Origin of the sequence: Pseudomonas turukhanskensis, assembly GCF_027922365.1 — a bacterium.
Lineage (GTDB): Bacteria > Pseudomonadota > Gammaproteobacteria > Pseudomonadales > Pseudomonadaceae > Aquipseudomonas > Aquipseudomonas turukhanskensis.
On record NZ_BSFN01000002.1, the window covers coordinates 239,534 to 257,404 of the forward strand.

14 protein-coding genes are annotated in these 17,871 nt (G+C 61.2%); 7 read left to right on the forward strand and 7 right to left on the reverse strand.

All coding sequences use genetic code 11. The annotated features are described in order from the left end of the window. Positions 1–22 precede the first annotated feature (22 nt). The 5 genes from PKE98_RS04920 to PKE98_RS04940 all read left to right on the forward strand — a co-directional run bounded on the left by PKE98_RS04920 (position 23) and on the right by PKE98_RS04940 (position 5,627). Positions 23–664 carry a YfgM family protein gene (locus PKE98_RS04920; RefSeq protein WP_271194159.1) on the forward strand — a complete coding sequence of 214 codons (642 nt, stop codon included), beginning with the start codon at positions 23–25 and terminating at the stop codon, positions 662–664. After that, entirely contained in the window at positions 657–1,811 is a 1,155-nt protein-coding gene (bamB, locus tag PKE98_RS04925) for an outer membrane protein assembly factor BamB (RefSeq protein ID WP_271194160.1), read from the forward strand. Before PKE98_RS04920 ends, bamB begins: the two co-directional genes overlap by 8 nt. Before the next feature lie 133 nt (positions 1,812–1,944). Continuing rightward, positions 1,945–3,417 carry a ribosome biogenesis GTPase Der gene (gene der / locus PKE98_RS04930; RefSeq protein ID WP_271194161.1) on the forward strand — a complete coding sequence of 491 codons (1,473 nt, stop codon included), beginning with the start codon at positions 1,945–1,947 and terminating at the stop codon, positions 3,415–3,417. Between the two features lie 264 nt (positions 3,418–3,681). After that, positions 3,682–4,830 carry a pyridoxal phosphate-dependent aminotransferase gene (locus tag PKE98_RS04935; protein WP_271194162.1) on the forward strand — a complete coding sequence of 383 codons (1,149 nt, stop codon included), beginning with the start codon at positions 3,682–3,684 and terminating at the stop codon, positions 4,828–4,830. Next, positions 4,818–5,627 (forward strand): amidohydrolase, encoded by an 810-nt coding sequence (locus PKE98_RS04940; protein ID WP_271194163.1) that lies wholly within the window; start codon positions 4,818–4,820, stop codon positions 5,625–5,627. The genes PKE98_RS04935 and PKE98_RS04940 overlap by 13 nt, the downstream gene beginning before the upstream one ends. 53 nt (positions 5,628–5,680) lie before the next feature. Here the strand turns inward: PKE98_RS04940 and PKE98_RS04945 are convergent, their stop codons facing one another. Continuing rightward, on the reverse strand, positions 5,681–8,032 hold the full coding sequence (locus PKE98_RS04945; protein ID WP_271194164.1) for a filamentous hemagglutinin N-terminal domain-containing protein: 2,352 nt from the start codon (positions 8,030–8,032) through the stop codon (positions 5,681–5,683). 313 nt (positions 8,033–8,345) lie between these two features. Then, a complete protein-coding gene (locus PKE98_RS04950; RefSeq protein WP_271194165.1) occupies positions 8,346–10,940 on the reverse strand; it encodes a glycosyltransferase in 2,595 nt (864 codons plus the stop codon). A 346-nt stretch (positions 10,941–11,286) separates the two neighbouring features. Here PKE98_RS04950 and tcdA point away from each other — a divergent pair, with 346 nt between their 5' ends. After that, positions 11,287–12,087, forward strand: coding sequence for a tRNA cyclic N6-threonylcarbamoyladenosine(37) synthase TcdA (gene tcdA / locus PKE98_RS04955; RefSeq protein ID WP_271194166.1), 801 nt, complete (start codon positions 11,287–11,289; stop codon positions 12,085–12,087). Between the two features lie 191 nt (positions 12,088–12,278). Continuing rightward, positions 12,279–13,448, forward strand: coding sequence for an alpha/beta hydrolase (locus PKE98_RS04960; protein ID WP_271194167.1), 1,170 nt, complete (start codon positions 12,279–12,281; stop codon positions 13,446–13,448). On the opposite strand, the gene PKE98_RS04965 is transcribed toward PKE98_RS04960, so the two are convergent. The 5 genes from PKE98_RS04965 to dapC all read right to left on the reverse strand — a co-directional run bounded on the left by PKE98_RS04965 (position 13,432) and on the right by dapC (position 17,870). Continuing rightward, positions 13,432–13,851 (reverse strand): SufE family protein, encoded by a 420-nt coding sequence (locus PKE98_RS04965; protein WP_271194168.1) that lies wholly within the window; start codon positions 13,849–13,851, stop codon positions 13,432–13,434. The genes PKE98_RS04960 and PKE98_RS04965 overlap by 17 nt on opposite strands. After that, positions 13,848–15,053, reverse strand: coding sequence for an aminotransferase class V-fold PLP-dependent enzyme (locus PKE98_RS04970; RefSeq protein WP_271194169.1), 1,206 nt, complete (start codon positions 15,051–15,053; stop codon positions 13,848–13,850). Before PKE98_RS04970 ends, PKE98_RS04965 begins: the two co-directional genes overlap by 4 nt. A 137-nt stretch (positions 15,054–15,190) precedes the next feature. Continuing rightward, positions 15,191–16,225, reverse strand: coding sequence for a 2,3,4,5-tetrahydropyridine-2,6-dicarboxylate N-succinyltransferase (gene dapD / locus PKE98_RS04975; RefSeq protein ID WP_271194170.1), 1,035 nt, complete (start codon positions 16,223–16,225; stop codon positions 15,191–15,193). 95 nt (positions 16,226–16,320) lie between these two features. After that, a complete protein-coding gene (locus PKE98_RS04980) occupies positions 16,321–16,668 on the reverse strand; it encodes an ArsC family reductase (RefSeq protein WP_271194171.1) in 348 nt (115 codons plus the stop codon). Continuing rightward, positions 16,665–17,870 carry a succinyldiaminopimelate transaminase gene (gene dapC, locus PKE98_RS04985; protein WP_271194172.1) on the reverse strand — a complete coding sequence of 402 codons (1,206 nt, stop codon included), beginning with the start codon at positions 17,868–17,870 and terminating at the stop codon, positions 16,665–16,667. The genes PKE98_RS04980 and dapC overlap by 4 nt, the downstream gene beginning before the upstream one ends. Position 17,871: the final 1 nt, after the last annotated feature.

Here is a 17,871-nt window from a genome sequence, read left to right on the forward strand (position 1 = left end):
AGCGGGTTTAAGGAGCATTGGCGTGTCGAGTACCGAAGACGAACAACTGGCGGACCTAAAGGACTGGTGGGACCGCAACGGCAAGCCGCTGTTGACCGGTGGCGTGCTGGCCCTGGCGGTCGTGGTGGGCTGGAACACCTGGCACAAGTATCAAAGCACCCAGGCGCAGAATGCCTCGATGCTCTATCAGCAACTGCTGGAAACCACCTTTGACCCAGCCGGCAAACCGGATGTGGCCAAGGTTGCCGAGCTTTCCAACAAGCTGAAAAGCGAATACGCCGGCACCTATTACGCCCAGTACGCCAGCCTATTCGCTGCCAAGACTGCGGTGGACGCCGGCAAGCTCGACGACGCGGCTGCCGAGCTGCAAAGCGTGGTGGCCAAACCTGCCGATGCCACCATCGGTGAGTTGGCGCGTCAGCGTCTGGCCCGTGTTCTGGCTGCTCAGAGCAAGGCCGAAGAGGGCCTCAAGCTCCTTGATGGCGATGCTGAAAAAGCGTTCGTTGCCAGCCGCGAAGAGCTCAAAGGCGATTTGCTGGTGAAAGTCGGCCGTAACGACGACGCCCGCAGTGCATACGAGAAGGCCAAGGCAGCCCTGTCCGATGAAGCGGCAGTGGGTGGCTTGCAAATGAAGCTCGACGATCTGGCCAAAGGGGATGCGTGAAGTGATGCGCTGGAAATATGCCGCACTGTTGGCCCTGGCCGTTCTTGCCACGGGTTGCAGCAGCACTAGCAAGAAAGAACTGCCACCGGCCGAGCTGCCTGACTTCACCGAAGAAGTCGAACTGCATAAAGAATGGAGCCGCTCGGTTGGCGATGGCCAGGGCGACACTTTTAATATGCTGGTCCCTGCTATCGACGGCGACACCATCTTCGCCGCCGACGTAAATGGCGAAGTCATGGCGATCAACCGTTTCTCTGGCGACAAGCTGTGGGAAACCGACCTCGACCTGCCGGTATCGGGCGCTGTCGGCGCCGGTAGCGGCCTGGTGCTGGTCGGCACCCTGAAGGGTGAAGTGGTTGCCCTGGACGGCGCCACCGGTGAAGAGAAATGGCGCGCCAAGGTAACCAGCGAAGTGCTGGCACCGCCGGCCACCAACGGTGATGTGGTAGTGGTGCAAACCCAGGACGACCGCGTGATCGGCCTTGAAGCCAGCACCGGCGCCCAGCGTTGGATCTACGAAAACACCCCGGCCGTACTGACCCTGCGTGGTACGGGTGCTCCTATCGTGACTGACAGCCTGGCCTACGCCGGCCTGTCGACCGGTAAGGTGATTGCCCTGGACACCCAGCGCGGTCTGCCGGCCTGGGAACAACGCGTAGCTGTGCCGCAAGGCCGTTCCGAGCTGGACCGCGTGGTGGATATCGACGGCGGCCTGCTGCTGTCCGGCAATACCCTCTACGCTGTGAGCTATCAGGGTCGCGTTGCCGGTCTGGACGCTTCCAATGGCCGCATCATCTGGCAGAAAGAAGCCTCCAGTAACGTCGGCCTGGCTGAAAGCATCGGCAACGTTTACCTGTGCCTGGCCAACGGCACTGTAGAAAGCGTCGACGAGCGTTCCGCGTCCTCGCTGTGGAGCAACGAAGCGCTGGCCCGTCGTCAGCTGTCGGCGCCGGAAGTGTTCTCCAGCTACGTAGCCTTTGGTGATTTCGAAGGCTATCTGCACCTGGTCAGCCAGGTAGATGGTCGTTTCGTCGGCCGCACCCGTATCGACAGTGACGGTCTGCGCGCTCGCCCATTGGTGGTCGCCGATTGGCTCTATGCTTTCGGTAACAGCGGTGAGCTGGTTGCGCTGACCATCAAGAAGTAGGACTTGCCGCGCTGACGATGACCGCCGCGATGGTGGGCTTCGTCAGGCAGTAGGCCTGCGCAACAATGAGTTCGGCCGCTGCCGTTTGACGGTAGCGGCCTTTGTATTTTCTGCAATTGAGTGGAGGGGCCGTATGGTTCCCGTAATCGCCCTGGTGGGCCGTCCTAACGTCGGCAAGTCCACCCTGTTTAACCGCCTGACCAGAAGTCGCGACGCTATCGTTGGCGACCTGGCCGGTCTGACCCGTGATCGCCAGTACGGTGAAGCCAAATGGCAAGGGCGAACCTACATCCTGATCGACACCGGCGGTATCTCCGGTGACGAGCATGGCATGGACGAAAAGATGGCCGAGCAATCGCTGCTGGCCATTGAAGAAGCCGACGTTGTCCTGTTCCTGGTGGACTCGCGCGCAGGCTTTACCGCCGCCGACCAGATGATTGGCGAGCACCTGCGCAAGCGCAATAAAACCTCCTACGTGGTGGCCAACAAGGTCGACAACATTGACCCCGATCTGGCCCGCGCCGAATTCTCGCCACTGGGCATGGGCGATGCCATCCCGATTGCCGGCGCCCACGGCCGCGGTATCGCGCAGATGATGGAAATCGCCCTGGGCGGCTTCCCCAAGGACGTGGAAGAGCCGGCCGAAGGCGAGGAAGAGGAAGTCGTTGCCGAAGGTCAGGAAGCCAAGCGCATTCCCGGCCCGAGTGAGAAAGACGGCATCAAGATCGCCATCATCGGTCGCCCTAACGTCGGTAAGTCGACCCTGGTCAACCGCATGCTCGGTGAAGACCGGGTAATCGTCTACGACCAGCCCGGCACTACCCGCGACAGCATTTACATTCCCTTCGAGCGCAACGAAGAGAAGTACACCCTGATCGACACCGCGGGGGTGCGCAAGCGCGGCAAGATCCACGAGGAAGTCGAAAAATTCTCCGTGGTCAAAACCCTGCAGGCCATAAAAGACGCCAACGTGGTGATCTTTGTAATGGACGCCCGCGAAGGCGTGGTCGACCACGACCTCAACCTGTTGGGCTTTGCCCTGGAGTCCGGCCGCGCTCTGGTTATCGCCCTGAACAAATGGGACGGCATGGAGCCTAGCGAGCGCGACTACGTGAAAACCGAGCTGCAACGCCGGTTGTTCTTCGTCGACTTTGCCGACATCCACTTTATTTCGGCCTTGCACGGCACCGGTGTGGGCAATCTGTATCAGTCGGTACAGAACGCCTTCAAGTCGGCGGTTACCCGCTGGCCGACCAGCCGCCTGACCCAGATTCTCGAAGATGCCGTGAGCGAGCACGCACCGCCCATGGTTGGCAGCCGCCGTATTAAACTGCGTTACGCCCACTTGGGCGGTGCCAACCCGCCGCTGATCGTGATTCACGGTAACCAGGTGGAGGCGGTGCCGAAGTCGTATGTGCGCTACCTGGAAAACACGTACCGTCGTGTACTGAAGCTGGTCGGTACGCCGATTCGCATCGAATTCAAAGGCGGCGAGAACCCGTACGAAGGCAAGAAAAACACCCTGACTGATCGCCAAGTCAACAAGAAGCGCCGGCTTATGTCGCACCACAAAAAAGCCGACAAGAAACGCCGCGATAAGAAATAAGGTCGGCTGCGCGTCGACATTGCTGCGTTGAGAGTGTGTTCCACGCTCGCTGGTGTAGGGCGAATATCCGCGCAGCGGATATCCGCCGATTCGCAAGTGGGAGCGGTGATATTCGCCCTACGCTCGCAAAACCGTGCGGTTAAAAGGTTCTAGCGATATGCAAAAGGGCACCTTCGGGTGCCCTTTTTCATGCCCAGTTGATCCGCTATCCTGCCTGTCCCTATGGCTCCAGCCGTGCCGTGACAGATCAAACAGGAAAGTGTGATGATCACCAGCAAGTTGCCCAACATCGGCACCACCATTTTCACGCGCATGTCGCAGTTGGCCAACGAGGTGGGTGCGCTGAATCTGTCCCAGGGCTTCCCCGATTTCGATGGCCCGCAGGCATTGCTCGACGCCGTCGCCCGCCATGTGCATAGCGGCCACAATCAATACGCGCCCATGACCGGCCTGCCGGCATTGCGTGAACAAGTCGCGCTGAAAATTGCTGCCTGCTACGGCCGTAGCGTCAGCGCCGATAGCGAAATCACCATCACTCCCGGCGCCACTCAGGCGATTTTCTGCGCGATTCAAACCCTGATCCGTGCCGGCGATGAAGTGATCGTCTTCGACCCCAGCTACGACAGTTACGAGCCCTCGGTAGATCTGGCCGGTGGTCGCTGTGTGCATGTGCCACTGAGCCAGCCGGACTTTGCCATCGATTGGCAACGCTTGGCTGATGCCATCACCCCGCGCACCCGCCTGATCATTCTCAACAGCCCGCACAACCCCAGCGGCGCGCTGCTCACCCGCCGTGACCTCGACCAACTGGCCGAGCTGATTCGCGCCCGCGACATCTACCTGATCAGCGACGAGGTCTACGAGCACTTGGTGTTCGACGGCGCCAAACACGACAGCGTGTTGGCCCATGAGGAGCTTTATCAGCGCGCCTTCGTAGTCAGCTCGTTCGGCAAGAGCTACCACGTTACCGGCTGGAAAACTGGCTATGTGGTGGCGCCGCCCGCGTTGAGCACGGAGCTGCGCAAGGTGCACCAATACGTGAGCTTCTGTGGCGTCACGCCGCTGCAATGGGGGCTGGCTGACTTTATGGCCGCCAACCCGCAGCACGTCAGCGAGCTGCCAGCGTTTTACCAGGCCAAGCGCGACCTGTTCTGCGATCGCTTGGAACAGTCGAAATTTCGCTTCACCCGCGCCGCCGGCACCTTTTTCCAACTGGCCGACTATTCGGCCATTCGTGACGACCTCGATGACGTAGCGATGGCCGAATGGCTGACCCGCGAGCACGGCGTGGCGGTCATCCCCATTTCGGTTTTCTATCAGGAGCCTCTGAAGAATCTGCGTCTGGTGCGCTTCTGCTTTGCCAAGCGTGAAGAGACCCTGATTCAGGCAGCGGAGAAGCTATGTCGAATCTAAACAGCGGGCGCGATATAAAAAATCTGCCCGATCTCAAACTCGCCCTGGTGCAAACTACCTTGGTCTGGCATGACCCGGCCGCGAACTTTGCCCATTTCGAGGCGTTGCTGGAGCAAGCCCGGGGCGCGCACCTGATCGTATTGCCGGAGATGTTTACCACCGGTTTTTCCATGGACGCCGAAGCCTTGGCCGAACCGGAGGAGGGCGCCAGTTACGCCTGGCTGCGTGCGCAAGCCAAACGGCTCGATGCGGTGATTACCGGCAGCGTGATCATTCAGGCTGCTGACGGCAGCCACCGCAATCGCCTGCTCTGGGCTCGCCCTGATGGCGAAATGCTGCACTACGACAAACGCCACCTGTTCCGCATGGCTGGCGAGCACAAGCACTACAGCCCCGGAGAACGTCAGGTGCAGATGGAATTGCATGGCTGGCGCATTCGCCCACTGATTTGCTACGACCTGCGTTTCCCGGTGTGGAGCCGCGACCCCCATGACACCGATCTGCTTCTATACACCGCTAACTGGCCCGCTGCACGGCGTTTGCACTGGAATCGCTTGCTGCCAGCGCGGGCCATCGAAAACCTGTGTTTTGTCGCTGCGGTAAACCGTGTGGGCAACGATGGTAAAGGCCACCCTTACAGCGGTGATAGCCAAGTGCTCGACTTTCAGGGCGAACCGTTGCTTGAGGCTCAAGCCGGCGACGGCGTATTGCACGTAACCCTCAAAGCCACCGACCTGGCAGCGTACCGCGAGCGCTTCCCGGCGCATCTGGATGCCGATTCGTTTCGTATTGACTGAACGCGCCTCGCGCTAGTCGCGCCCGATCATGGGCACGGCTAGCGCGGGAAAGGTTACAGCAACGTTTTCCCCGGTTCGGCTTCCGAGTGAATTTCGCCATTGATGGAGATCATGGCGCCATCGGTGTTAAGCAGTGTGATGCCGTCGCCGAGTTCCAGCCGCTCATGAGCATAGATGACCGAGTGCGCTCGGTTGTGCAGGACGCCGCCGTTGAACGTCAGCAGCATACCGTCGATCCACGAGCCACCATCGTTGAGAATGCTGCCAGGGGTAGTGAACGTTACGTCCTCGCCCGCAATAATGGACCCGTTGGTATTGAAGATGTTGCCTTTGGCGGTCAGGGATAGGGCGCCGTCGCTGGCGATAATGCCAGAGTCCGTGTTTCGCAGAATGCCATCGCTGCTGATGTGGGTGTCATTGCTGGCTAGAACGGTGCCGGTGTTAGTCAGATTTCCACCCGCACGAACGACCAGGTTGCCTCCTGCGGAATACATATTACCGCCGTTGTAAAGGTGGCCGGCGGTGAGAGTCATATCACCTTGCCGAGCGACTATTCCCGAGCCTTGTTCACTGGCAAAGCTGGTATCCGCGCTCAGGCTTAAACTGCCCCCGGACAGCAGGTTAGAGCCTTCCCACAGGCGCATCACCTGCGTTGTGATGGTAAGGTCATTGCCGGCTACCACCCAGTTGCTGCTGTTGCTGAAAGAGGAGTTGGCGCGTACACGCACGTCTCCATGCGCCGCCAGTGAGCCACTTTTGCCAACCGTGACATTGTCCTGGTTGATAATCAGGTTGTTTTTGGCGGCAATTTGGCCGTAGTTCAGCAAGTCGGCGGTAATGCCCGGTGCTCGGCGAGTGATTAGCAGGTTGTTGCCAGAATAGAACTCAGCCCAGTACGCGTTGGTATGGCGCCCGTGTCCCAGGTGCAGAGTCAAATCTCCTGCGGCGCTCAACGCCCCCTCGTTATACAGCGCGTCGGTTTTTAGGACGGCCGTTGTACCTCCGAAAATGCCGCCACAAAACGTCTGCATCGCGCCGCGAGTGCAGTGGTTATTGAAGGTTTGGGTGGCCACATCAATCGCGGCATTGCTTCGCACTATGCCGGTGTTGTTCAGCGTGTCGGCAGCAATGCGCAGGCCTTGGCTACCATGGTTGTCGATAATGCCTCGCGTGTTATTGAGCCGCCTGGCAGTGATGTCCATGCCGCCTGCCGATTCGATCGTTGCGCTGCTCACTATCTTACTGGGGGTCCCGTTGGGTATGCCGTTTTCAAGAACGACTAGAGCTCCATCGAGCGGTTTCACGAACTGGGCAATGCGCCCGTTGTAGTCATAACCTACGAGCGTACCTGTCAGGTTCAGCTCGTCGACCTTGATGGACAGGGCCGCGGTGTGTGGATCATTGGCAGTGGTTTTCAGCGTGGTGCCGTGCACATTTAAGGTCTTGGCGTTCGCGGTAAAGCGGCTGCTGTTGGTGGCGGCGCTCAAGTGGACGTCGTCGGCGGTGATGTGAATATCGCCTGCGGCCGTCATGCCAGCGATCGAACTCATCTTTGAAAGTGCCAAATCACCGCTCGTTTGCACAGTGAGGTCGCGCCCGGCATCGACCCGGGTTAGCGCAATATCACCGTCGGCCATGATGCGAATGTCTCGCTCGCTGTGTATCAGCCCCGCGTGGCGAACGCCGACGCCGCTTTCAGTGCTGATAAGCGTGATATGGCCACCATGCATCGCACCAGCCAGGCTTCCGTCTATCGCGATTCCCGGAGTGTTCTCTGCGGTGCCCTGCAGTCGGGAGGCGGTGCGCAGTTGGCTGTCGTAGCGATTCAGGCCGGCGACAACCTGGACGTCAGCCCTGCTGTCCGGCGTGCCCACGCTGCCGTTGAGCGTCACCACGCGGGAGACGATATCGAAGTAACTAAGGTCTCGCGTATCGACCCCCAAGTTACCCACTATCACTTGTGCTGCGTTGTTCTGCACATTGAGGTGTCGCGCGTCGGCCAGGTCCGGCACGCCGGTAGTCGCGACGAAGCCGCGCATATTCACGGTGCTGACGCCGTTGAGGGTGACGCCATTGGGGTTGGCCACTATCACATCGGCCTTGGCGCCGAACACTTCCATCGTCCCCGCCAACGTGCTCGGCTTATTGCCAGTCACTTCGGTAAGAATCGCCTTGGCGGCCTGGGCGAGGTTGGGGTTGGCTTCAAGGTTGCCAGCGAGCTTGCTGGTGCCGGCGCTCAGGCTGTTGTTGAAAACTACACCGGGTTTGTCGACATTGAATTGCTCAAAGCGATTATGCGAGAGGCCTTTGCTGGTGGGGTTGGCAATTCCAATGACTGGTACGCCGTTGGCCATGCCGATCTTTTGGCCAGGCGAGGTATTAGCTGACAATTTTATTTCGGCCATGGTAAGGCCTGGCAGAGACATCGCCAGTAACAACAGCCAGCTAGGCCCAGGCTGAAAACGAGCGCCGTGGCTCGTTACAGCATGCGGTGGGGTGGCTGAGGTTGGTAGGCGAGGGAAACGTTCCATGGACATACTTCCTTAACGATTGGTGTGGGCCAAGACTAATCGTTAGCAATTTTGCGTATGCAGCCGGGCTCGTTGGCAGGCGTCAGGTGCTTCCGTCTGGAGGAAGGATGTGAAGTAGAAAAAATGCATTTTTTTGCGGCAATGAAAAAGGGCAGCCACTTGGCTGCCCTTTTTCATTGCTATCACATTACTCGGCTAACGCCACTTCCGGCGTTTCCGGCGGCTTGGGCAAGGACGACAGCAGCGCCATGATCAGTGCCGCGAGGTAAGGCAAGGACTGCACTAGCAGCATTGCTACCCAGAACTTCACGTCGTTGCTCGGGAAACCCTGCACGATGCCGATGCCAATCGCCGCGCCCCATAGCAGCAGCATGATGAACACCTCTTCACGCGCCTCGGCCATGGCCACCATGAATCCGTGGCTGGAGCGCATTTTCGGCGTGCGGAAGAACGGGATGCTGGTGGTGAAGAAGCCGTACAGCACCGCCTTGGCGATGGTGTGCGACAGCGCCAGACCTGCCAGGGCCGCGCAGAACGCGTCCTTGAGGTTAACGCCCACGGCACGCTGGTAGAGGAACACGATCTTGCCGAACTTGAAGAAGAACAGCGCCAATGGTGGGATCGCGAAAATCAGCAGCGGCGGGTCGACACGTTGCGGCACGATGATCATCGCCGCCGACCACAACAGGGCACCGGCGGTGAAGAAGATGTTCAGACCGTCCGCCACCCATGGCAGCCAACCGGCCACGAAGTGGTAACGCTGACCGCGCTTGAGTTCGGTGTTCTTGCCGCGGAACAGTTCCCGGGCGTGGCCTTTCATGATCTGAATGGCGCCGTAGGCCCAGCGGAAGCGCTGCTTCTTGTAGTCGATAAAGGTATCCGGCATCAGGCCTTTGCCGAAGCTGTCGTAGGCATAGGCGGCGGAGTAGCCTTTTTCGAATACACGCAGACCCAATTCGGCGTCTTCACAGATGGTCCAGTCGGCCCACTTCAGCTCGTCCATCACGGTACGGCGAATCATGGTCATGGTGCCGTGCTGGATGATCGCGTCGCGGTCGTTGCGGGTGACCATGCCGATATGGAAGAAGCCTTTGTATTCGGCGTAGCAGAGCTTTTTGAAGGCGCTGCCGTTCTGGTCGCGGTAGTCCTGCGGCGATTGCACCACGGCGATTTTGGGGTCGGCAAAATGCGGCACCATGTGCTTGAGCCAGTTGGGGTCGACGCAGTAGTCCGAGTCGATCACCGCCACCACTTCGGCATCGGGCGCTGTGTGCGGCAGGATGTAGTTCAGCGCGCCGCCTTTGAAGCCATGCAGCGGTGCCACGTGGAAGAAGCGGAAGCGCGGGCCCAGGACGTTTTCGCAGTAGGCCTGTACCGGCTCCCAAACCGCTGGGTCTTTGGTGTTGTTGTCGATGATCAACACCTCAAAGTCCGGGTAGTCCAGGGCGGCCAACGCGTCGAGGGTCTGTTTGACCATCTCCGGCGGCTCGTTGTAGCACGGCACATGGATCGACACTTTCGGCCGGTAGGTGCTGTCGCCGATCACCGGATTGAACGGCCGACGACGTTTGTGCACCCACACGGCCTCGGCCAGTTCATGGGCTTCGGTGAGCAGCACGATAAACACGCCGATGGCGCCGATACCCAGGAGCAAGCCCACGGTCAGGCTGAACCAGGTGCTGTATTGCTGGCTGTAGTCGTAGCCGATCCACACCAGTACCGAGCCGCCGGCGAAGGCAACGAAGGTCAGGAAGGTGCGGCCGCGTTGACGCAGGGCGCTGCCGTCGATCAGCAGCAAGGCCAGGGCGAGCATGGCCAGTACCACCGAACCGATGGCCAGCACGCGCCATTGCGGAATGGCCACTACCGGGCCTTCGAAGGCAAATTTTTGCTGTCGGGCCGCGTTGAACACGCCCCAGTAAGCGCCGACCGACCCCTCATCGCTGGCCTTCCACGGCTGGTCAAAGGCTTCGATCACAAAGTAGTTGTAGCCTTTGGCGTTAAGCGTGTTTACCAGGGTGCGCAGGTAAATGGCCTGGTCCGCCTGTGTGGCGTCAGCACCACCGCGCATACGGCCGTTGCTCGGCCAGCCCACCTCGGACAGCAGCAGCGGTTTTTTCGGGAAGATACGTTTCAGGTCGCGCGCACGATCGAGCACGAACTGCGTGGAGTCTTCCATGGGAATGAATTCCCAGTAAGGCAGGATGTGCGCGGCCACCAGGTCGGTGTGGTTCGCCAACTGCGGGTATTTTTCCCAGATGTGCCACTGCTCGGAGGTGGTCACCGGCACTTTTACCTGCGCGCGTACGCGGTCGATAAAGGCCATCAGTTGCTTGGGGGTTACTTCGCGGCGGAACAATGCCTCGTTACCCACCACTACCCGCACAACGCTGCGCGAGGAGTTGGCAATCTCGATGCCGCGGGCGATTTCGCGCTCGTTGCGCTCCTCGTCCGGGCTGATCCAGATGCCCAGCGTAACGCGCAGGCCGAACTCTTCGGCCAACTTGGGAATGTCGCCCAGGGTGCCGTCTACCGAGTAGGTACGCACGTTGTCGGTGTGCTTGGCGAGAAGCCCGAGGTCTTCGCGCATCTGCTCGTCGGTGGGGTATTGATCCTTCTGCGGGTTCTGATCGAGCCGGAACGGCGAGAAGGAGAAACCGGAGATTTGCTCGGGCCAGTCGGGTGCAGTGACCGGACGGTTGTACAGCGCCCATATGCCGGTGAAGAGCGCGGCGATTGCCACGAATACCACCAGGTTGAGTCCAAATTTACGCGATGACATAGACGTTTCAGGTTCCAAAGGGTGGAACGGAGAGATGCCGGCGAGCGCCGGTCGGCGCGCATCCTACTCCGGCGTCAAATTGCTGTATAGCTACCGGGTTTATTGCCCGCAAACCTTGGTCAGCGTCGTCTGTTTTTAGTTCGGCGCAGGCCACGGCAAGCTGGCGTTTTACTGGCATGTTGCGGGATCTAAGTGCCGGTGGCAGTTAAGCATAGGCAAGCATCGCGGCGCACGTGTTGAACCATACTTGTACCAGCGGCGTGGCATGTGCAGATGACGCTTCATATAATGCGCGCCGATTTGCCGGACGCGTCTCTCTATAAGGGCGCGGTATAGAGGTGGTGTGATGGGTACAGATGAACAACGCTTTGGCGGCATTGCCCGCCTGTATGGCCGCGACGGCCTGGCCAGGCTGGCGGCTGCCCATGTGGCGGTGGTCGGCATCGGTGGCGTGGGTTCATGGACGGCCGAGGCCTTGGCGCGCAGTGGCGTGGGCGAGATCTCGCTGTTCGATCTGGATGACGTCTGCGTTACCAACACCAACCGGCAGATTCACGCGATGCAGGGTGCCATCGGCCAGCCCAAGGTCGAAGTGATGGCCGAGCGCATCCGCGCCATCAACCCCCATTGCGTGGTGCATGCGGTGAGCGACTTCGTGACCCGCGACACCATGGCCCAGTACATCACCACCGCGCTGGACTGCGTGGTGGATTGCATCGACAGCGTTAACGCCAAGGCGGCCCTGATTGCCTGGTGCAAGCGGCGCAAGATCCAGATCATCACCACCGGCGGTGCAGGCGGGCAGATCGACCCGTTGCTGATCCAGGTGGGCGACCTCAATAAAACGGTCAACGACCCGCTGGCCTCCAGCGTACGCTCGGCGCTGCGCCGTGATTACGGGTTCTCTCGCACGCCGGGCCGCCATTACAGCGTGCCGTGCGTGTATTCGCGCGAGCAGCTGCGCTACCCCAAACCCGATGGCAGCATTTGCCTGGAGAAAAAGTTCGTCGGCGACGGTGTCAAACTCGACTGCGCCGGTGGCTTTGGCGCGGTGATGATGGTGACCGCTACCTTCGGCATGGTGGCAGCGGCGAAAGCTGTGGATAAGTTGGTGGCCGGCATTCGCCGCCCTTCGGAACGTTCGTAGCGTTTTTCGTAGGGTGCGCTCCGCCAACCAGCCGATTTAAGTCGTAACGCTTCAGTGCGCACAGCCACCCCACGGGCCCTGTGTATCAGGAAATTTACCTGCCGATTACCCAGTCATTACCCGCTTTTCACAGCGCTTGAGGCACACTGCGCAGGTCCCCGGTTAGCCGGATTTCTTCGCGGATACCTTGCATGTCCAACTTTTCTTTTCAGGCCTGTCGCCTGCCCGTAGCGTTGCTGCTGGCCAGCGCGCTGCTAGGCGCGTGCGCCAGTAAACCCAATGACTTGCGTAATCCCCACGAGGCCATCGCGGCCTTCGCCGAAAAGTCCTATCAGGCGCCCCAACAGAACCCAACTCAGGGTTGGGATGCCGACTTCACGGTGGCCGAACAACCCATCGAAGTCAGTTGGCTGGCTCCGGCGCAAACGGCCAACGCCGCGCCGCTGGTGGTGTTTCTGCCCGGCCTGGGCGAGGGCGCCCGTGCTGGTTTGCAATGGCGCCGTACCTGGGCCGACGCCGGCTATGCCGTGGTATCGATTCAGCCGCAGCAGTATGGCCGTGGCATTTATTCCAGTAGCGAAGCGCAGGCCGGTACATTCCGCGGCATTGCTCAGCGAGCCTATTCTGATAAGGCGCTGAACGAACGCATCGCCGTGGTTCACCAGGTGCTTAGCCAATTGCGCGTGCGCGGCCAGGCCGGCGACGCGCAGGTGGCCGGTGTGGACTGGAACAACGTGGTGTTTGCCGGTTACGACCTGGGCGCCCAGACCGCCGCCGCGTTGGCGGGCGATAGCCTGCTCAGGGATTGGCAACCCAAGGCGGTGATTCTGCTAAGCCCGTACGTGGGCCCCGGCAGCCCGGTGGCGCGCGTGGATACACCGCTGCTGAGCGTGACCGGCCCGCATGACGAAGACCCGTTTAGCTGGGTGGATTCACCCGAGCGGCGCCTGGCCATGTGGCGGGGTAATCCGAACCCCGGCAGTTACCAACTGATCGCCAAGAATGCCCAGCATCAATTGTTCAGTGGCTCGCTGGATGAATTGCCGAGCGCGGATGAAGCCGACCGTAAAGGTCCCAAGCGCGATGCAGATATGGATGCCGGCGCTGGCGGCCGCGATGGCTCCGGCGGCCCACCCGGCGCCGACGGTGGTGAGGGGCCCAAGCGTCGTCCTCGCCCGGACACCATGGGCCACGGTCAGGACAGCCAGAACTGGTTCGATGCCCATCAGGTCGCTAACGTGCAGACGGTCAGTACGGCGTTCCTCGACGCCACGCTGCGCCATTCCGCCGAAGCCAAGGCTTGGTTAGCCAATGACGCCGTTCAGGCCATCGGCCCGGGCGCCTCTATCGAGGGGCGTTAAGGGTCAACTCGCGCATTCGTGTCAGCACGGCTTGCAGGCCGTTGGTGCGCGAAGGCGAGAGATGGCGGGCCAGGCCGAGCTGGCTAAACCAGGCAGCCAGGTCCAGCGTGCTCAGTTCGTCGGCGGGCAAGCCGTTGACCCGCACTAGCAGCAGGGCCAGCAGGCCGCGAATCAGACGGGCATCGCCGCTGGCGCGAAACTGCCAGTGCCCCTCGCTGAAATGACCCACCAGCCACACCAGGCTTTCACAGCCATCTACCCGATTGGGCTCGCTGCGTTCGTCGTCGGTCAGTGGCTCAAGTTGCTCGCCCCAGGCCATTAGCAGGCGGGCGCGTTGCTCCCAACTGATGGGTTGGCTAAAGGTTTCAAGCGCTTGTTCGGCAGCCGCGGGAAGGGCACTCATCCGAGAATCTCCAACGCGTGATCGAGCGCGGCGAAAAAGCGCTGTAGGTCGCCGCTGTCGTTGTACAGCCCCAGCGACACCCGAATCGCCCCCGGCAAACCCAGGCCCCGCAGCAAGGGCATGGCGCAGTGATGGCCGGCGCGCACGGCGATGCCTTGTTCGGTAAGCAAATGGGCGAGGTCGGCGCTGTGCACGTCCTCGACTACAAAGCTGGCGAGGGCAGTTTGTGGGGCTCCCAGAACCCGCACACCTGGGCGCGCGCCAAGGCCGGCGAGCAGTTCGGCGTGCAGGGCGGCTTCGTGGGCCAGCACCGCAGCGCCATCGAGGCTGGCCAAGTAATCCAGCGTGGCGCCGAGGGCAATCACGGCGGACACCGCCGGCGTACCGGCTTCAAAGCCCAGCGGTGCCGGGCGGAATTTGGCCGTGTAGTAATCGGTTTGCAGCAGCATCTCGCCGCCAAACTGCCAGGGCAGCACGCGCTGCAAGGTGGCGGCGCGGCCGTAGAGCACGCCGACGCCATCGGGCCCGTACAGCTTGTGGCTGGAGCAGACATAAAAGTCGCAGCCCAGTTGCTGCATATCGTGGCGGCCGTGCACCACGCCCTGCGCGCCGTCGACCACGGTGATGGCGCCATGGGTGTTGGCGAGCGCCAGCAACTCGGACAGTGGCTGCCAGGTGCCCAGCACGTTGGACAACTGACTAACCGCCAACAGGCGCGTACGCGGGCCAATCAGGTGCTTGGCCGCAACCAGATCGACCTGCCCGCTGGTGGTGACCGGCAGCACGATCAAGGCCAGGTCACGCCGTTGCGCCAGCTGCTGCCATGGCAACAGATTGGCGTGGTGCTCCAGGGCGCTGATAACAATTTCATCGCCAGCGTGGAAGTGTTCTTCCAGGCCGTAGGCGAGCAGGTTCAGCGCTTCGGTGGCGCCGCGGGTGAAGATGATTTCGTCGTGACTGGCCGCATTCAGCCAGCGCGCGATTTTGCCACGCGCCTCTTCGAATGCGCGGGTGGCTCGCTCGCCAGGCAGGTGCTGGGCACGGTGAACGTTCGCAGCGCCCGCGCGGTAATAACCCAGCAAGGCATCAAGCATGGCCTGGGGTTTTTGCGAGGTGGCGGCGCTGTCGAGGTAGGTCTGGCTATCGGCGGCGAGAGCGGCCAGGGCCGGGAAGTCAGAGCGCCATGGAGAGAGGATTGGCATGGAATGACCGCCGCTAGGGTTCTTGCACCGTTACTCCCGCGCGGGCGGGAATCCAGTTACGTGGTCACATGAGCGACTCTGGATTCCCGCCCGCGCGGGAGTAACGGGGGGGCAGATTTCAGATAGGAATAAACCTATCAGTTATGCGCATGCAGGGCTGCGTTCAGCTCGATCGCGGTCTTGTGCGACTTGGCTTCTACGGCACCGGTCTGCGAATTGCGGCGGAACAGCAGGTCTGGCTGGCCAGCCAGGTCGCGGGCCTTAAGTACTTTTACCAGTTGGTTCTGGTCGTCCAGCAGCGCCACTTTGGTGCCGGCGGTGATGTACAGGCCCGATTCCACAGTATTGCGGTCGCCCAGCGGAATGCCGATACCGGCGTTGGCGCCGATCAGGCAGCCTTCACCGACGCTGATCACGATATTGCCGCCACCGGACAGGGTGCCCATGGTGGAGCAACCGCCGCCCAGGTCCGAGCCCTTGCCCACGAATACGCCGGCCGATACGCGGCCTTCGATCATGCCCGGGCCTGCGGTGCCGGCGTTGAAGTTGATAAAGCCTTCGTGCATGACGGTGGTGCCTTCGCCTACATAAGCGCCCAGGCGGATACGCGAGCTGTCAGCCAGGCGCACGCCGGCCGGCACCACGTAGTCGGTCATTTTCGGGAACTTGTCCACCGAGAACACTTCCAGCAGCTCGCCTTTCAAGCGGGCTTCCAGCTGACGTTCGGCCAGTTCGCTGAGGTCCACGGCGCCCTGGCTGGTCCAGGCTACGTTTGGCAGCAACGGGAAAATGCCCGCCAGGCTCAGGCCGTGCGGTTTCACCAGACGGTGGGAGAGCAGGTGCAGCTTCAGGTAAGCCTCAGGCGTGGAGGTCAGCGCGGCATCTTCGGCCAGCAGGGTGGCCACCAGTGGGCGTTGGCTTTCGGCCAGGCGGGTGAGCAGGGCCGCTTGTGCACTGTCCACGTTTTTCAACAGGTCGGCCAGTTCGGTGGCCTGGTTGCTGGTGAAGGCGATGGCCTGGTTGCCGCCTTGGTAGCCAAGCTTTTCGCTGACTTTGGCGACCAGATCGCTTGCCGGGTTAAGCAGCGGTTGGGCGTAAAACACTTCCAGCCAGTTGCCTTCGCGGTTTTGGGTGCCGACGCCGAAGGCCAGGCTGAACAGGGAATTGGACATGGTGTTTCCTCTTGCTGAATTAGGTCGACGCGCCGGTTGGCGGCGGCAGTCACGGTGTTTTTCTGCCGCTTGCCCGGGCAAAGCCCGGCAGCGGTTTATTCGAATGCGGCGGCGTACTTCTCGGGTTTGAAACCCAGCAGCGTCTTGCTGCCCAAGTCCAATACCGGGCGTTTGATCATTGATGGCTGGGCCGCCATTAGTTCAACCGCCTTGGCCTGGTCGAGGTCGCTTTTGTCAGCGTCGCTCAACTTGCGAAAGGTGGTGCCGGCGCGGTTCAGCACGCTTTCCCAGCCATGTTCGCTGCACCATTGCTGCAGGTGCTCACGGTCGATGCCCACGGCTTTGTAGTCGTGAAAGGCGTAATCGACCTTGTGCTCCTCCAGCCAGGTACGGGCTTTTTTCATCGTGTCACAGGCTTTGATGCCGTAGAGGGTGATGCTCATGCGTTTGCCTTGCTCTGAATAAAGGCGCGAATCCGCGTGGCGGCTTCCACGCATTCGGCCAGGGGGGCGACCAAGGCCATGCGCACACGGCCGGCGCCGGGGTTGAAGCCGTCCACTTCGCGCGACAGATAGGAGCCGGGCACCACGGTGACGTGCTCTTTAGCGAACAGTTCACGGGTAAAGTCGGCGTCGTCCATCGGCGTTTTCGCCCACAAGTAAAAGCCACCGTCGGGGCGTTGCACGTCCATTACCGGCTGCAGGATATCCAGCACGGCGTCGTACTTTTCCCGGTACAGGTCGCGATTGGAGCGTACATGGGCCTCGTCGTTCCAGGCGGCCACGCTGGCTAGCTGGGTTTGCACCGGCATGGCGCAGCCGTGGTAGGTACGGTACAGCAGGAATGATTTCAGGATTGCGGCATCGCCGGCCACGAAACCGGAACGCAGCCCCGGCAGGTTGGAGCGCTTGGACAGGCTATGGAACACCACGCAGCGTGCAAAATCGCTGCGGCCCATGGCGGCGCAGGCGCTGAGCAGGCCGGCCGGTGGGTTGGCTTCGTCAAAATACAGCTCGCTGTAGCACTCGTCGGCGGCGATCACGAAGTCGTACTGATCGGCCAGCATGATCAGTTTTTGCAGCGTGGCTTGGGGGATCAGCGCACCGGTGGGGTTGCCGGGGGAGCACAGGAACAGAATCTGGCAGCGCTGCCAGATATCGGCTGACACGGCGTCGAAGTCCGGGTTGAAGCCATTTTCTTCCAGGCACGGCAGGTAGTGGGGCTTGGCGCCGGCCAGCAGGGCCGCACCTTCATAGATCTGGTAGAACGGATTGGGGCTGACCACCAGGCCGTCGTCGCTGCGCTGCACCACGGTCTGGGTGAAGGCGAACAGCGCTTCACGGGTGCCGTTTACCGGCAGCACGTGCTTGCCTGCATCGAGCCAGCCGGCCGGCACGTTGAAGCGGCGCTCGCACCACGTGGCGATGGACTCGCGCAGCGCGGCAATACCCAGCGTGGTCGGGTAGACGGCAAGCTGGTCGAGATTATCGCTCAATGCCTTGGCCACGAACTCGGGCGAGCGGTGTTTGGGTTCGCCAATCGACAAGGCAATCGCGCTTTTCTCGGCCGGCGGCAGGGCACCGGCGAGCAGGGCGCGAAGCTTTTCAAACGGGTAGGGCTGCAGGTGGTTCAGGGCGTCATTCATG

Excerpts from the sequence above, each read along its gene's own strand:
- PKE98_RS04970 (WP_271194169.1), bottom strand. The coding sequence starts at position 15,053 with ATGCCAATCCTCTCTCCATGGCGCTCTGACTTCCCGGCCCTGGCCGCT.
- der (WP_271194161.1), top strand. The coding sequence starts at position 1,945 with ATGGTTCCCGTAATCGCCCTGGTGGGCCGTCCTAACGTCGGCAAGTCC.
- PKE98_RS04935 (WP_271194162.1), top strand. The coding sequence starts at position 3,682 with ATGATCACCAGCAAGTTGCCCAACATCGGCACCACCATTTTCACGCGC.
- PKE98_RS04960 (WP_271194167.1), top strand. The coding sequence starts at position 12,279 with ATGTCCAACTTTTCTTTTCAGGCCTGTCGCCTGCCCGTAGCGTTGCTG.
- PKE98_RS04940 (WP_271194163.1), top strand. The coding sequence starts at position 4,818 with ATGTCGAATCTAAACAGCGGGCGCGATATAAAAAATCTGCCCGATCTC.
- PKE98_RS04965 (WP_271194168.1), bottom strand. The coding sequence starts at position 13,851 with ATGAGTGCCCTTCCCGCGGCTGCCGAACAAGCGCTTGAAACCTTTAGC.
- bamB (WP_271194160.1), top strand. The coding sequence starts at position 657 with ATGCGTGAAGTGATGCGCTGGAAATATGCCGCACTGTTGGCCCTGGCC.
- PKE98_RS04980 (WP_271194171.1), bottom strand. The coding sequence starts at position 16,668 with ATGAGCATCACCCTCTACGGCATCAAAGCCTGTGACACGATGAAAAAA.
- PKE98_RS04945 (WP_271194164.1), bottom strand. The coding sequence starts at position 8,032 with ATGGCCGAAATAAAATTGTCAGCTAATACCTCGCCTGGCCAAAAGATC.
- tcdA (WP_271194166.1), top strand. The coding sequence starts at position 11,287 with ATGGGTACAGATGAACAACGCTTTGGCGGCATTGCCCGCCTGTATGGC.
- dapD (WP_271194170.1), bottom strand. The coding sequence starts at position 16,225 with ATGTCCAATTCCCTGTTCAGCCTGGCCTTCGGCGTCGGCACCCAAAAC.
- PKE98_RS04950 (WP_271194165.1), bottom strand. The coding sequence starts at position 10,940 with ATGTCATCGCGTAAATTTGGACTCAACCTGGTGGTATTCGTGGCAATC.
- dapC (WP_271194172.1), bottom strand. The coding sequence starts at position 17,870 with ATGAATGACGCCCTGAACCACCTGCAGCCCTACCCGTTTGAAAAGCTT.